The sequence below is a fragment of the Pantoea sp. paga genome (assembly GCF_007558755.1).
Taxonomy (GTDB): domain Bacteria; phylum Pseudomonadota; class Gammaproteobacteria; order Enterobacterales; family Enterobacteriaceae; genus Pantoea; species Pantoea agglomerans.
Map to the genome: position 1 here is coordinate 13,773 of NZ_VLTF01000007.1, position 15,132 is coordinate 28,904.

General features: G+C 56.1%; 13 protein-coding genes. 4 read left to right on the plus strand and 9 right to left on the minus strand.

Going from position 1 to position 15,132, the window contains the following annotated elements; translation table 11 throughout:
- The 7 genes from tatA to udp all read right to left on the minus strand — a co-directional run bounded on the left by tatA (position 1) and on the right by udp (position 7,157).
- A complete protein-coding gene (gene tatA / locus FOV68_RS17270) occupies positions 1 to 255 on the minus strand; it encodes a Sec-independent protein translocase subunit TatA (RefSeq protein WP_039390514.1) in 255 nt (84 codons plus the stop codon).
- Positions 256 to 364: 109 nt separating this feature from the next.
- Positions 365 to 2,002, minus strand: a complete 1,638-nt coding sequence (ubiB, locus tag FOV68_RS17275; protein WP_031590268.1) for a ubiquinone biosynthesis regulatory protein kinase UbiB — start codon at positions 2,000 to 2,002, stop codon at positions 365 to 367.
- Positions 1,999 to 2,604: an SCP2 domain-containing protein gene (locus FOV68_RS17280; protein ID WP_010257253.1), complete on the minus strand. Its 606-nt coding sequence runs from the start codon at positions 2,602 to 2,604 to the stop codon at positions 1,999 to 2,001. Before FOV68_RS17280 ends, ubiB begins: the two co-directional genes overlap by 4 nt.
- Positions 2,605 to 2,615: 11 nt before the next feature.
- Positions 2,616 to 3,374 carry a bifunctional demethylmenaquinone methyltransferase/2-methoxy-6-polyprenyl-1,4-benzoquinol methylase UbiE gene (gene ubiE / locus FOV68_RS17285; RefSeq protein WP_008926452.1) on the minus strand — a complete coding sequence of 253 codons (759 nt, stop codon included), beginning with the start codon at positions 3,372 to 3,374 and terminating at the stop codon, positions 2,616 to 2,618.
- 75 nt (positions 3,375 to 3,449) lie between these two features.
- A complete protein-coding gene (gene rmuC / locus FOV68_RS17290; protein ID WP_143991267.1) occupies positions 3,450 to 4,949 on the minus strand; it encodes a DNA recombination protein RmuC in 1,500 nt (499 codons plus the stop codon).
- A 67-nt stretch (positions 4,950 to 5,016) separates the two neighbouring features.
- Positions 5,017 to 6,303 carry a tetratricopeptide repeat protein gene (locus FOV68_RS17295; RefSeq protein ID WP_143991268.1) on the minus strand — a complete coding sequence of 429 codons (1,287 nt, stop codon included), beginning with the start codon at positions 6,301 to 6,303 and terminating at the stop codon, positions 5,017 to 5,019.
- A gap of 92 nt (positions 6,304 to 6,395) precedes the next feature.
- Positions 6,396 to 7,157 (minus strand): uridine phosphorylase, encoded by a 762-nt coding sequence (gene udp, locus FOV68_RS17300; protein ID WP_010257266.1) that lies wholly within the window; start codon positions 7,155 to 7,157, stop codon positions 6,396 to 6,398.
- A 303-nt stretch (positions 7,158 to 7,460) separates the two neighbouring features.
- Here udp and FOV68_RS17305 point away from each other — a divergent pair, with 303 nt between their 5' ends.
- The gene (locus FOV68_RS17305) at positions 7,461 to 8,294 is read left to right on the plus strand and encodes a dienelactone hydrolase family protein (protein WP_010671680.1); all 834 of its coding nucleotides are present in this window, start codon (positions 7,461 to 7,463) and stop codon (positions 8,292 to 8,294) included.
- 55 nt (positions 8,295 to 8,349) lie between these two features.
- Here the strand turns inward: FOV68_RS17305 and metE are convergent, their stop codons facing one another.
- A complete protein-coding gene (gene metE / locus FOV68_RS17310) occupies positions 8,350 to 10,620 on the minus strand; it encodes a 5-methyltetrahydropteroyltriglutamate--homocysteine S-methyltransferase (RefSeq protein ID WP_143991269.1) in 2,271 nt (756 codons plus the stop codon).
- A 144-nt stretch (positions 10,621 to 10,764) separates the two neighbouring features.
- Here metE and metR point away from each other — a divergent pair, with 144 nt between their 5' ends.
- Together metR and FOV68_RS17320 are read left to right on the plus strand one after the other, a co-directional pair.
- The gene (metR, locus tag FOV68_RS17315; RefSeq protein WP_143991270.1) at positions 10,765 to 11,691 is read left to right on the plus strand and encodes an HTH-type transcriptional regulator MetR; all 927 of its coding nucleotides are present in this window, start codon (positions 10,765 to 10,767) and stop codon (positions 11,689 to 11,691) included.
- A gap of 83 nt (positions 11,692 to 11,774) precedes the next feature.
- Positions 11,775 to 12,254, plus strand: coding sequence for a DUF1456 family protein (locus FOV68_RS17320; RefSeq protein WP_010257278.1), 480 nt, complete (start codon positions 11,775 to 11,777; stop codon positions 12,252 to 12,254).
- Positions 12,255 to 12,532: 278 nt separating this feature from the next.
- Here the strand turns inward: FOV68_RS17320 and FOV68_RS17325 are convergent, their stop codons facing one another.
- Entirely contained in the window at positions 12,533 to 13,396 is an 864-nt protein-coding gene (locus FOV68_RS17325; protein WP_143991271.1) for a carboxylate/amino acid/amine transporter, read from the minus strand.
- Between the two features lie 374 nt (positions 13,397 to 13,770).
- Between FOV68_RS17325 and glpT the strand changes: the two genes are divergently transcribed.
- Positions 13,771 to 15,111, plus strand: a complete 1,341-nt coding sequence (gene glpT, locus FOV68_RS17330) for a glycerol-3-phosphate transporter (RefSeq protein WP_010257284.1) — start codon at positions 13,771 to 13,773, stop codon at positions 15,109 to 15,111.
- Positions 15,112 to 15,132: the final 21 nt, after the last annotated feature.

Sequence of the window (15,132 nt, forward strand, 5' to 3'; positions counted from 1 at the left end):
TTACACCTGCTTGTCGTTCTTGGCTTCTTCTTTGTTAGCCGAAGTTTGCTGTTTGTCCGCCAGCGTTTTGGCAGCGAAGTCAGCGTCCTGCTCTTTCGGTTGATCCTTTTTGTCGTCCTCGTCACTCATGGCTTTTTTGAAGCCACGAATCGAAGAACCCAAATCTGAACCCAGATTACGTAATTTGTTAGTACCGAACAGAAGTACAACAATCACGGCAATGATTACCAATTGCCAGATACTAATACCGCCCATGAGATAGCCTCTAATATTCTGTGAAAACGATGAGGTAATGCACCACAGAGTGCCCTTTTCAACCGGGCCTGAGCCAGCGACATTACCTTTTTTTAGACGGACGTGACAATCAGTTTGTCTTACGCCAGCCGATTAACCAGGAGACAATTCCTGCTGCCATTAACACCGCCGGGAAAAAGTCCCAATCCGGTCGGGTGAGCAGCACAGCCGTTCCGCTTAACAGCAACGTTGCACCGACGCCGAACAGGTAACGCGCCTGATGGTGCCGGACGCGCTGCGCATTCATATCGCCCACTAATTTATCGACGCTGTGCCGTAAAAGTTTGTGCTGGCGCATGCTGTCGTAAAACAGCTCCGGCAGCTCAGGGAGCTTCTCAGCCCAGAATGGTGCTTTCTCTTTTACCGCACGGATAATAGCCGGTAATCCCACCTGATCTTTAATCCACTCTTCCAGGAAGGGCTTGGCTGTCTTCCACAGGTCGAGCTGCGGATAGAGCTGACGGCCGATGCCTTCAACATAGAGCAGCGTTTTTTGCAGCAGGACCAGCTGCGGTTGCACTTCCATATTAAAGCGGCGTGCAGTGTTGAACAGGTTCAGCAGCACATGCCCGAAGGAGATTTCAGCCAGCGGTTTTTCAAAAATCGGCTCGCAGACTGTGCGAATCGCAAACTCGAAATCTTCTACGTTGGTATCGGGTGGCACCCAGCCTGAGTCAACGTGCAACTCCGCGACCTTACGGTAGTCACGGTTGAAGAAGGCGATAAAGTTTTCAGCCAGATAGCGCTTATCTTCTTTGTTCAGTGAACCCACGATACCGCAGTCGATGCCGATATATTGTGGATCTTCCGGATGTTCATAGCTGACAAAAATATTGCCCGGATGCATATCCGCATGGAAGAAGCTGTCGCGGAAGACCTGGGTGAAGAAGACCTGCACGCCACGTTCTGCCAGCAGCTTCATATTAACGCCATGACGCTCCAGCGTGGCAACGTCTGAAATCGGAATGCCGTAGATGCGCTCCATCACCATCATGGTTTCGCTGCAGTAGTCGGAATAGACTTCCGGCACATAGAGCATGCGGCTATCTTCAAAATTCCGGCGCAGCTGAATGGCGTTAGCCGCTTCACGTAACAGATTCAGCTCATCAAGCAGGGTTTTCTCATAATCACGCACCACCTCGACCGGACGCAGACGACGGCCATCCGGCAACAGGCGCGGGACCCAGCGGGCCAGGCGATAGATCAGCTTCATGTCCGCCCGAATCACCGGCAAAATATCGGGGCGAATCACTTTGATCACCACTTTCTTGCCGTTTGATTTCAGCGTGGCGGTGTGCACCTGCGCAATGGATGCCGAAGCCAGTGGCTTGATATCAAAATCATCAAACCAGGTTTCAATCGGCGCGCCCATTGAAGCTTCAATCTGCGCTTTGGCTTTGACGCCATCGAACGGCGCAACGCGGTCCTGCAGGATCGCCAGTTGATCGGCAATCAGCGGCGGGAAGAGATCACGACGGGTCGACAGCATCTGGCCAAACTTGATCCAGACTGGACCCAGCTGCTCCATCGCCATGCGCATACGTGCGCCGATCGGTTCATGCTGATGCAGATTAGGGATCCAGAAAACAGAGCGACGCCACAGGCGAAACAGGAAAGTGAGGCGTGTCTGAGGAATCAGTTCATCAAGGCCATAGGTCAGAAACACCTTCATGATCAGATATAAGCGGCGGATCTCTCCAAAACTCATTTTGCCTCCAGCTGCGCCAGACGCGCATCAAGCGCCTCAAGCGAACGTTCCATCGCGTCGACCTCCTCAGAAAACCAGGCTAATTCCAGCGAGCCAGGCGCAACACGCCACTCTTCGGTTATGGCCTGTCCGAGATAATCCTGGCGACGCTGCACTTCACCTTTGAAAAAGCGTAATGCCTGTTGTGAGCGCTGGCTGATCCCCTGTGCGGCGATATCGCCGACCCAGGGAGCCAGATATTCTGCCGGATCCAGCTCAGCCAGATCCATCAGCGCAGAGAACTGCTGCACCACCTGCAGGTCACCTTCAACCTGCAGTTCACCGCTACGGATCAGCGGCGTCAGCTGCTGGCGATCGCGCAGCTTCGGCAGGGTTTTCAGCGAGGTGATCACCGTGCAGTCACTGCGATCCTGCCAGTCAGCTAACACATCGACCTGCTGTTCACTGAAGACCAGCACCAGCGGATGAGAGAACTCATTCAGGCGCAGCGTCAGCACTTTGCCATTCAGGCGTTGCCGCGCCGGTTTCAGGCCACGATCGCGATAGAGAATACGGTTCAGCGCCGTTTCCAGGCCCGCGGTAATCAAGGGCGTCAGGTTCATTACCATCTCACTCAGAACTTAAATCCACGATGCAGCGCCACAATGCCGCCGGTCATATTGGAGTAAGTGGTATTTTCAAAACCAACATCGTTCATCATCGCTTTCAGGGTCTCCTGATCGGGATGCATGCGGATCGATTCGGCCAGATAGCGATAGCTCTCTGCATCCTGCGCCACCAGTTGTCCGATGCGCGGCAGAATGTGGAACGAGTAGGCGTCATACGCTTTGCTCAGCGGATCCAGGACGGGTTTAGAGAACTCCAGCACCAGCAGGCGTCCGCCCGGCTTGAGTACCCGGAACATAGAGGCCAGCGCCTTCTCTTTTTCCGTAACGTTACGCAGGCCAAAAGAGATGGTAATGCAGTCGAAATAGTTATCGGGGAAAGGCAGGGCTTCGGCGTTGGCCTGTACGTAACTCACGTTGCCGACCACGCCCTGATTGCGCAGCTTTTCGCGGCCCATCTTCAGCATGGAACTGTTGATATCGGCCAGTACAACCTGACCCGTTTCGCCCACCAGACGAGAAAATTTAGCCGTCAGATCGCCGGTACCACCCGCCAGATCCAACACGCGCTGACCGCGACGTACGCCGCTGCTGTCAATGGTAAAACGCTTCCAGATACGATGGACGCCAAACGACATCAAATCGTTCATCAGGTCATATTTTGCCGCTACGGAGTGAAACACGTCCGCGACTTTGTCAGCTTTTTCGCTTTTGGCGACCGTCTGAAAGCCAAAATGGGTAGTTTCCTGCTGTGATTCATCTGCCATCGGTTTTACCTGCTCCACAAACAATACTTCCCGAAGTGTATCAGAGTCACGGAAGCCAGGCACGCTGCGCCCATACTATTCGTGGAGGCGCCTCACACGCATCGAACTCTCATCCGCATCACTGTCATCATCTGCGTCATCAGCCGCCCGGTTTTCCGGCATGGCTCGTTCGGCCAGTTGAGGATTGATTGGTCGTTTGATCTCCACACCCAGCGCACGAAATCCTTCAGTCTGCGCAATCAGATTGCCGCGCCCTTCTGACAGCTTTTTCATCGCCTCGCGATAGCTGTTCTGTGCTTTATCCAGGCTGTGACCAATGCCGCTCATGTCATCGACAAACAGCCGCATCTTGTCATAGAGCCGCGTTGCCCGATCGGCAATACGCTGTGCATTGCGGCTCTGATGCTCATAGCGCCACAGGTTATTAATGGTACGTAACGCCACCAGCAGCGTGGTGGGGCTGACCAGCATGATGTTCTGCTGCAGCGCCTCGCCAATCAGCTCAGGCTGGCGGTCAATGGCCAGCAAAAAGGCGGGCTCCACCGGGATAAACATCAGCACATAATCCAGCGATCGTAAGCCGGGCAATTGTTGATAATCTTTTCTTCCCAGCAGGCGGATGTGCGCCCGCATAGCAGCGACATGTTCCTGAATAGCCTGCTCTCGTTCGATCTCATCATCCGCATTGAAGTAGCGTTCATAGGCCACCAGCGTCATTTTGGCGTCCACCACCACATCTTTGCCCTGCGGCAGGCGTACAATCACATCCGGCTGCATCCTGCCCTGCTGTTCTGACTGAATGCTAACCTGGGTTTCATATTCGTAGCCTTCACGCAGTCCGGAGGCTTCCAGTACCCGGCTCAGCACCACTTCACCCCAGTTGCCCTGGATTTTATTATCGCCCTTCAGCGCTTTGGTCAGGTTAAGCGCCTCCTGCGCCATCTGCGCATTCAGCTGCTGTAACTGCCGGATTTCATGGGTCAGGGTATGCCGTTCACGCGCCTCTGCGCCAAAGCTTTCATGAACCTGACGACGAAAGCCATCAAGCTGTTCACGCAACGGGCCAATCAGCCCGTCCAGACTTTGCCGGTTCTGCTCATCGACGCGACGGCCGCTGTTTTCGAAAATACGGTTGGCGAGGTTTTCAAACTGGGCGCTGAGGCGTTGTTCGCTATTGGTCAGCAGGCGCTGTTTCTCTTCTGCGGCGAAACGGGTCTCTTCAAGGCGAATGGTCACTTCCCGCAACTCCGCTTCCTGCGCGCTGTTGACCTCCAGCTGATTGCGCAGTTCACGATTAAGCTGCTCACTTTCATTGCGCCAGTAATCGAGCTGTTGCAGCCGCTCATTGGCGCCGCTCAGCGCGCCGTGCAGCTGACGAAGCTCCTGCTCACGCTGCTGCGTCTGCTGCTGAAGCTGTTCGATTTGTTGCTGCTGACGCTGTTGCGCCTCTTCCTGCAGACGGCGCTCGGTCTGGAAACTGGCGACCTGATGGCCGGCACGTAACTGTGCCAGCATCCAGCCAATCCCTAACCCGGCAAGCGCCAGACAGGCGCTGATAATGATGTGCTGATCCATGATTTCCCCCGCGACTCAGGCTGCTGAGGGAAAGGTAGAGTCGCACTGTATGAATGTCCAGATAATTTTAGCAGGATTCAGCGCCTTGCAGTGCCGCCACCGTGAGCTTGCCAGCCTGCCAATCATCAATCAGGAAAAACGGCATGGGCAATAGCCATTCACCCTTTTTAACCTGCGCCAGATAGTGCCAGGTTGTCCCGCCCGAGGTGATCGCGACGCGCTGTCTGCTTCCCTCAGCGGCGCTGGATTTGCCGGTCATACTGGCAAAACCGGCATTGCTGCCCACGTGGAAATGCGGCGTCTGCCAGCGCACGGGCGCATGGTCAGGCCACGGCTGGGCCTGATGAAAATGAAACAGCGCATCGTGGCTCAGGAGGCTTTCGCGCACCGTCGGCCACAACGCCACCTTGAGGAAATATTGATCGGTGAAGCGCTGGCTGCCCTGATACTCCGCAATAAAATCGCGCATCGCCTGTTCCACATCCCGGAAGACGCCGTGACAGCCGCCCCACATCCCTGCCAGCAACAGCTCAGTATGGGAGAAGTAGTCACGCATATGGTGGAACCAGTAAGGTGACGCCAGCCAGGCGTTTACCGCCGCCGCTTCGCGCTCCGAGAGCAACGAGTCGGCATCACGCACGATAAAGCGTTTCACATCAGGATCGTCCATCACCAGGAAACGCCACAGGGTCGGAAACAGGGTTTTCTCGTGGGACATATCAATCAGCTGGACGTGCGGCTGGTCAAGGCGCTGCCAGACATGCTGCGGCACGCTGTCATCCAGGTAGATGCGGCAGACCCAGCCGGGATAGAGCTCAGGCGCCACTTCAACGTTTTTGATTAAGGTTTCACAGTAGCGCGGCTGATCGCCATAGAGGCAGAAAGCGATGACATTCTGGTGCGGATGAGTGAGATCGACAGGCTCCGGTTGCGGAGCGGGAAACGCGGCGCGCTGCCCCTGACTGAAACGTGCATCAGAGCGCATCAGCGAGGCCAGGCCATGACGCGCCACCTCGTCCTTTTTATCCAGCCAGCCACACACTTCGGTCAGGCCATCCAGCCAGGTTTCAGAGGCGGTAGCCTGCACCGCGGGCGGTGACTGATAAATCTTCTGGTAGATTTTGTACGACTTATTGTACTGACCCAGACGCAGCAGGCAGAGCGCGTAGTCGCTCAGCACCTGCATCTGATTTGGCATCGTGCGCAATACCTCTTCACAGCATTGAGCGGCCAGCGCATAGTCGCCCTGTTGCATGGCGGTACGGAAACGTTCGGCACTGCGTTCCAGCATGGCTTTGAGTGCGGCCGGATTAGCACCAGGGGCAGGACGTCGGACGGGAATAGTATTGCGCATAAAAACTCTCAGGTTTCACTGATATTACGCGCCGTTAACTACCGGCAGCAGGTTTTGAGTCTGGACAAAAAACCTGCTGCCAGACGCAATCGTTATAGTAAACGACGCGCCGCTTCGACCACAATCTTCACTGCGTCGCTTTCTGTCTGTTTCATGGTGACCGCATCCGGGATCTCTTTCTGAGTGCGGTTAACAATCACGCCCGCCACCATGCCGGCTCGCAGACCCTGGCTGGCGCACATGGTTAACAGTGTAGCGGATTCCATCTCATAGTTGAGAACGCCCATCTCCTGCCACTCTTTCATCGATCCCCTGAAGCGACTGACTACGCGGCCCGAAACGGTGTCGTAGCGCTCCTGACCCGGATAGAAGGTGTCAGAAGAGGCGGTGATGCCGATATGCGTTTTCGCGCCACAGGCTTCTGCGGCGGCAACCAGCGCGGTGGTGCAGGCGAAATCAGCCACTGCCGGGAACTCCATCGGCGCAAAATGCAGGCTGGCCCCGTCCAGGCGAACAGATGCGGTAGTCACCAGCACATCGCCGACATTGATATGCGGCTGGATAGCGCCCGTAGTACCGACACGCAGGAAGGTGCGCACGCCAAGCTGCGCCAGCTCTTCGACCGCAATCGAGGTAGACGGACCGCCAATGCCGGTTGAGCAGACCACGACCGGCTTACCATCAATTTTTGCCAGCCAGGAGGTAAATTCACGGTGTGAGGCGAGATGCGTGGCATCTTCCATCAGTCCGGCAATTTTCTTCACGCGCTCCGGATCGCCCGGCACAATCGCCAGGGTGGCGCCCTGCAGATCGGCTTTAGTCAGGCCAAGATGGAAAACGTCAGACTGTGTCATTTTCAGACTCCTGTTAAGGGAAGGTAGCGCGCCACTCTACGCCAGCACGCCCGATAAATATGTGACAACATTCACTTAAGAAAATGAAAGTTACATTTTCCGGAAGATAAATTGTGACAACGATCACACAATTGCATCTTCCTGGTGCGGATAGCTCTCGGTGGGGCTGTGTCAGGGTCTGCGCAATGTTAAAGAGAAGGATGATTTTATTCGCTGCTGATTCTGTGACCCGACACCTGGCGCATACGCTTTCCGGCCAGGCTATAGTTACGTGATTGCGCAAATGCTTGCACGGAGAGAATAATGAAACCCAGTGATAATATGGCACAAAAACCGGCGACGGGCGGCTTTGCCCCTGCCGTGCAGCCCACCGCCTCCACCACCATCATTACCGACAGCCCGGCGATTCACGCGGGTGAAACCTCAGTACCCAGCCAGGGCGAAAACATGCCGGCATTCTTTGCAAAACCCCAGTCAGCGGAAGGCCCGTGGCCAGTCGTGCTGGTGGTGCAGGAGATCTTTGGTGTGCATGAACACATCCGGGATATCTGCCGCCGTCTGGCGCTGGAAGGTTATCTGGCTATTGCGCCTGAGCTCTATTTCCGCGAGGGCGATCCCGCTGAGTATAACGATATCCCGACGCTGTTCAGCGAGCTGGTCAGCAAAGTGCCTGACAGCCAGGTGCTGGCCGATCTCGATCATGCCGCCAACTGGGCCGCACGCAACGGCGGCGATATTCGTCGCATGGGCATTACCGGTTTTTGCTGGGGTGGCCGCATCAGCTGGCTCTACGCCGCGCATAACCCGCAACTGCGCGCCGCCGTGGCGTGGTATGGACGACTGACCGGTGAGCGCACACTGAAGCAGCAGAAGCATCCTATTGATATTGCGGTCGATCTGAATGCGCCAGTATTAGGTTTGTATGGTGGCCAGGATGAGGGTATCCCGCTGGAGAGCGTCGAGCAGATGCGTCAGGCACTGCATGCCGCCAATGCGACCGCTGAGATCATCGTCTATCCCGAAGCGGGTCATGCCTTTAATGCTGACTATCGTGCAAGCTATCATGCTGAATCTGCCAATGATGGCTGGCAGCGGATGCTGGCCTGGTTCAGGCAGTATGGTGTTGCATCGCAGTAAATGAAAAAGGGGCGCGTCTGCGCCCCTGATTTTTTCGTCCACCAGACCCGATTCCCTACGCCGTTTCGCCACGCAATTTCTTCGCCGCCGTCACCATGTTCGCCAGCGCCTGACGCGTTTCCGTCCAGCCCCGTGTTTTCAAACCGCAGTCCGGGTTCACCCACAGACGCGCTTCCGGAATACGTTTCGCCGCCTTCAGTAACAGTGCTTCTATCCACTCCACGCTGGGGACGTTAGGCGAATGGATGTCGTAGACGCCGGGGCCGATTTCATTCGGGTAGTCGAAGTTTTCAAACGCCTCCAGCAGATCCATGTCAGATCGCGAGGTTTCGATGGTGATCACATCGGCATCCAGCGCCGCGATAGCGTCCATAATGTCGTTGAACTCGCAGTAACACATATGGGTGTGAATCTGGGTTTCATCCCGCGCCACCGCCGCGTTCAGTCGGAAGGCCTCCACCGCCCAGTTCAGGTAGGCGGCCCACTCTGACTGATGCAGTGGCAGACCTTCACGCAGCGCAGGCTCATCAATCTGGATAATCCCGATGCCCGCATTTTCCAGATCTTCGACTTCATCACGCAGCGCCAGCGCGATCTGTTTCGCGATGGTTTCGCGTGACACATCTTCACGCGGAAATGACCAGCAGAGGATGGTTACCGGGCCGGTCAGCATCCCTTTTACCGGTTTATCGGTCAGCGACTGAGCATATCTGGCCCACTCAACGGTGATCGCCTCCGGGCGACTGACATCGCCGATAATGACAGGCGGTTTCACACAGCGTGAACCGTAGCTCTGAACCCAGCCATTCTGTGTGAAGACAAACCCCTCCAGATGTTCGCCGAAGTACTCAACCATGTCGTTACGTTCCGCTTCACCGTGCACCAGCACATCCAGCCCCAGCCGCTCCTGTTCGAGAATCGCCTGCTTAATGTGCTCCGCGATGCCGGTGCGGTAATGGTTGCTGTCGAGCCGGCCCTGTTTAAAGTCGAGGCGCAGGCCGCGAATTTCAGTGGTCTGCGGAAAAGAGCCGATGGTGGTGGTAGGCCAGGCTGGCAAATTGAAACGCTGACGCTGCAGGACCGCCCGCACCGGATAAGCGCTCTGGCGTTCACTGTGCTGTGAGGTAATGGCCTGCAGACGCTGGCCCACCGCCGCATTATGCACGCGGCGGGAGTGAGCGCGGGCGTGTACCGGTGCGCTCCAGGCTTCCAGCGCCGTCGCATCGTTGTTGTTGAGTGACTGACTCAGCAGCGAGAGCTCGGCACATTTCTGCAGCGCAAAGGCGAACCAGCTTTTGACTTCATCATCCAGACGGGTCTCGACGCTCAGGTCGATAGGGCTGTGCAGCAGCGAGCAGGAGGAGCCAATCCACACCTGTTCACGCGCTCTGGTCAGCGGCTGCAAACGGCTGAACCAGCGGCTCAGATCGGCGCGCCAGACGTTGCGTCCGTTGATCACGCCGAGCGACAGCAGCCAGCTGGCGGGCAGTTGCTGATTCAGTTGCTGAATATCATCACCACCATGGACCAGATCGACATGCAGCCCCTGCACCGGCAGCGCACGAATCACATCAATGTTCTGGCCGATGCTGTCAAAATAGGTGGTCAGCAGCAGTTTACTGTGACCCTGCAGTGCGTCATACGCCGGCTGGAAGGCTTCGCGCCACGTCTGCGGCAGCTCCAGTGCCAGAGCAGGTTCATCAATCTGTACCCATTCGATGCCGCGCTTTGCCAGTTCCGCCAGCACCTGCTGATAGACCGGCAGAATCCCCTCCAGCAGCGACAGACGTTCAAACGGCTCACCCTTCACTTTACCCAGCCACAGATACGTCACCGGCCCCAGTAGCACTGGCTTGATGTTGTGTCCCAGCGCCAGTGCCTCATCCACCTCGTCCAGCAGTTGGGTCCAGGTCAGTTTAAACGTCTGACCCTGGGTAAATTCCGGCACCATGTAGTGATAGTTGGTGTTAAACCATTTGGTCATTTCTGCCGCCGCCGCAGGCTCACCGGTCGGCGCACGACCGCGTCCCAGGCGGAACAGGGTGTCGAGATCCACTGTGCCGGCTTTGTTCTGATGACGCGCAGGCACGTTACCCAGCATCAGGCTGGTGGTCAGCACATGGTCATACCAGGCGAAATCGCCGACCGGCAGCAGATCGACGCCCGCCTCTTTCTGTTGTTGCCAGTGTCGTGCACGCAACTCACGGCCCGTCGCCAGTAATGCCTGCTGCGTGCTGTCGCCAGCCCAGTAGCTCTCCAGCGCTTTTTTCAGTTCACGGCGCAGGCCAATACGGGGAAAGCCGAGGGTATGGTTCAGGATAGTCATGTGCTGTTCTCCAGATAATCTTTCACTTTGGCTTAAATGGGCAGCCAAAGATGTTTAGCCGTCCAGATGTTTACACTGCTATACTCTGCGGGTACTGTATATTGCTCAAGCGCAATATGTTCATTTTCGATGTGAAGGACTCTCATGATCGAACTCAAGCACCTGCGGACGCTTCAGGCTCTGCGCAATACGGGCTCGCTGGCGGCGGCCGCGGCCCAGCTTCATCAGACGCAATCGGCGTTGTCTCATCAGTTCAGCGATCTGGAGCAGCGGCTGGGATTCCGCCTGTTCGTGCGTAAAAGTCAGCCGCTGCGCTTTACGCCGCAGGGCGATATTCTGCTGCAGCTGGCCGAGCAGGTGCTGCCGCAGATTCAGCAGGCATTGCAGGCCTGCCATGAGCCGCATCAGACCACGTTAAGGGTGGCGATAGAGTGCCATAGCTGCATTCAGTGGCTGACCCCCGCGCTGGATAAATTCCGCCAGAGCTGGCCGCAGGTGGTGATGGATTTCAAATCGGGCGTGACCTTTGATCCTCAACCCGCCCTGCAACAGGGTGAGCTGGATGTGGTGCTGACCTCCGATATCCTGGCGCGCTCGGGTCTGTTCTACTCCCCGATGTTTGATTATGAAGTGCGTCTGGTGCTGGCAACGGATCACCCGCTGGCGCAGGTTGAGCAGATTTCGCCGGAAGATCTAGCCGATGAGGTGTTGATGATCTATCCGGTGCAGCGTCAGCGTCTGGATATCTGGCGTCACTTTCTGCAGCCCGCAGGCGTCAGTCCGGCACTGAAAAGTGTGGATAACACCCTGCTGATGATTCAGATGGTCTCGGCGCGTATGGGGATTGCCGCGCTGCCGCATTGGGTGGTGGAGAGTTTTGAGAAGCAGGGTCTGGTGGTCACCCGCACGCTGGGTGATGGCCTGTGGAGCCGTCTTTATGCGGCCGCGCGCGAAGGGGAGCAACGTCAGCCGGTGCTGGAAGCGTTTATCCGCTTTGCCCGTCAGCACGCCTGTGAGCATCTGCCTTTTGTGCGCGACGCCGCGCTGCCCGGTGCGGTGTTGCAGCGCTAATCTGGCGGGCACAAACCTGCGCGAAGGCGGGCAAAATCCCCTATAATGCGCAGCCTGTCGACTGACCACGAGAAGATTTCACCATGACTAACAATGATATTCTGCGCAGCGTGCGCTACATGCTCAACCTGAGCGATGCCAAAATGGTGGAGATTTTTGCGCTGGCGCAATGTGACGTGCCGCTGGCGGATATTCAGGCGTGGCTGAAAAAAGATGACGATGCTGCGTTCCGTCCCTGCCCCGATGTGCTGATGGGTTATTTCCTGAATGGCCTGATCTTCTACCGTCGCGGTAAAAGTGAAGATGCGCCCGCACCGTCGATTGAGCGCAAGATGACCAACAACATCTTCATGAGAAAGCTGCGTATCGCTTTTGATCTGAAAACCACCGATATTCCTGATGTACTGAAGCGCGTGAATTTTACCGTTTCACAGGCTGAGATTGGTGCGATTTTCCGCAAACCTGATCATAAGAACTACCGCGAATGCGGCGATCAGATTCTGCGTAACTTCCTGAAAGGGCTGGCGATGATTCAGCGCCCTAAGAGTGAGAAGCCTGCTTAACGTCTGTGGCTGATCGCTTCGGGTACCTGCGTGGTCAGAAGTGGCACATCTGATCGCAAAGAAAGCCTGCATCCATGCAGCACGGCCTCGCCATCCCCTCCTTCATATTCGCTCTGAACCATTAATAATCGCGATGATGCTGCTAAGTCTCCAGGGCTGGCGCGTCTGAAGAGCGAAGCGTCGGGGCCAGGGATGGCCCGGCCGATCCACAGGGATGTGAGATTCCTTCGCGATCGGACGCGTCAGCCCGGGAGGCCGCACCCATGCAACAGCCCTGTTTATGATCGGTCACCGCGCCCCACCACCCAGCGCTTGTGCACCCACAGCGAGGCGAGGATCACCAGTGCGCCCGCAATAAAGCCTGGCCAGTGCGGTTTCTCCTGCCAGATAGCCAGATTCACCAGCAGCCCGGCAGGAACGTGCATGTTATTCATAATGCCCAGCGTACCGGCATCGACCTGGGTCGCACCATAATTCCACATAAAATAGCCGAGACCAGAAGCCGCAATGCCCAGCCAGACCAGAATGCCCCACTGCAATGAGGTGGTTGGCAACTTCTGCGGATTGCCCCAGGCACACCAGGCGATCACCGCAATCAACACCGCACCCAGATAGAACCAGGAGAAGGCCGCGTGCTGCGGCATCGGGCGGGTCTCCTGCAGACGCTTATAGCCCACCATTCCCGCCGCAAAGCAGATGTTTGCCAGTTGCACTAACAGCAGACCAAACCAGAAATGATCGCTGACTTTGTCATAGCGAATAATCGCCGCACCTGCCACAGCCAGCAGTGCACTGAATATATAGCCGATGCGCAGTGGACGACGGCTGATCAGATCGTAAATCAGCGTCACATAAAGCGGCGTCATCACCGTAAACAGCAGGAATTCCGACACGCTAAGGTAGAGATAGGCTTCAAAACTCAGCAGATACATCACGCCCAGCTGCAGCATCCCGACCAGCATGTAAAGCAACAGCGTTGAAGGGCGATGACCACGCCAGCGCAGGAAAGGTAAAAATACCAGCGCAGCCAGCGCCAGTCGCATCAGTACAGAGAACCAGGTGTCCACCTGCCCGGCAAGATATTCGCCGATCAGACTGAACGAAAAGGCCCACAGAATGGTGGTAATAATCAATAAAAACACGGTGACGACCCCGAAATTAACAGGCCGTCAGTGTAAACAATGTGCTGCCATCAGGCTGTGAAATCTGGTTGACATCTGATTACAAAACAGGCGATCAGAATGCCCATCGGAAAAGGGCTTTCGCCTCCTGACATAACTGTCTGCAGAAAGATCTTTCAGCCAGATAAAATGCGCGAAATGATCCATCACATGATCACTTCCGCTCCAGAATGTAATAAAATTGTAACAAATGTGTCATTCATCACAGTAACGTTGCGCAACTAACACTATTCTTTGCGCGAAATGGAACATTCTGCGTCCATTTTCTTCTGCTCTTTTCCTGCCGCAACCTGCTGGGAATTAAAAACCATAATGTGCCCTGGAGGGCCTCACTGATGCTGAGCATTTTTAAACCTGCACCACGTCAGCCGCAGGTGGCGGAGGATCACGTTGATCCGCTCTACCGTCGTCTGCGCTGGCAAATTTTCATCGGGATCTTCTTTGGTTACGCCGCCTACTATCTGGTCAGAAAAAACTTCGCACTCGCCATGCCCTACCTGGTAGAGCAGGGTTTTTCACGTGGCGATCTCGGTTTTGCCTTATCCGGAATATCCATCGCTTACGGCTTTTCAAAATTCATCATGGGATCGGTCTCTGACCGCTCAAACCCGCGCGTCTTCTTACCGGCAGGCCTGATTCTGGCCGCGACAGTGATGCTGATCATGGGATTCGTTCCCTGGGCCACCTCCAGCATCATGGTGATGTTCGTGCTGCTGTTTATCTGCGGCTGGTTCCAGGGCATGGGCTGGCCACCTTGTGGACGTACCATGGTTCACTGGTGGTCGCAGAAAGAGCGCGGCAGGATCGTTTCGGTCTGGAACTGCGCCCATAATGTCGGCGGCGGTATTCCGCCTCTGCTGTTCCTGCTCGGTATGGCGTGGTTCAACGACTGGAAAGCGGCACTCTATATGCCGGCGTTTGGCGCCATCGCCATTGCGATTCTGGCCTTTGCGCTGATGCGTGATACGCCGCAATCCTGTGGCCTGCCACCGATTGAAGAGTACAAAAACGACTATCCGCCCGACTACGATGCCAGCCACGAAGAGGAGCTGACGGCTAAACAGATCTTCATGAAATATGTACTGCCGAACAAGCTGCTGTGGTACATCGCGCTGGCCAACGTATTTGTTTATCTGCTGCGCTACGGCATTCTCGACTGGTCGCCGACCTATCTCAGAGAAGTAAAACACTTCACGCTGGATAAATCGTCGTGGGCTTACTTCCTGTATGAGTATGCGGGGATCCCCGGGACGCTGCTGTGCGGCTGGATGTCGGACAAAGTGTTCCGCGGTAATCGCGGTGCGACCGGGGTGTTCTTTATGACGCTGGTAACCATCGCGACCGTGATCTACTGGCTCAACCCGGCGGGCAATCCTGGCGTCGATATGGCCTGTATGATTGTGATTGGCTTCCTGATCTACGGTCCGGTGATGCTGATTGGTCTGCACGCGCTGGAGCTGGCGCCGAAAAAAGCGGCGGGGACGGCGGCGGGCTTCACCGGCCTGTTCGGCTATCTGGGTGGATCGGTGGCAGCCAGCGCCATTGTCGGTTACACCGTCGATTACTTCGGCTGGGACGGCGGCTTCATGGTGATGATTGCTGGCTGTGTGCTGGCGGTTATCCTGCTGTTACTGACCATGGTCAGCGAACACAAACACAAAAAGACCCCTGCCTGACGGCAATAAAAAAGGGCCGGA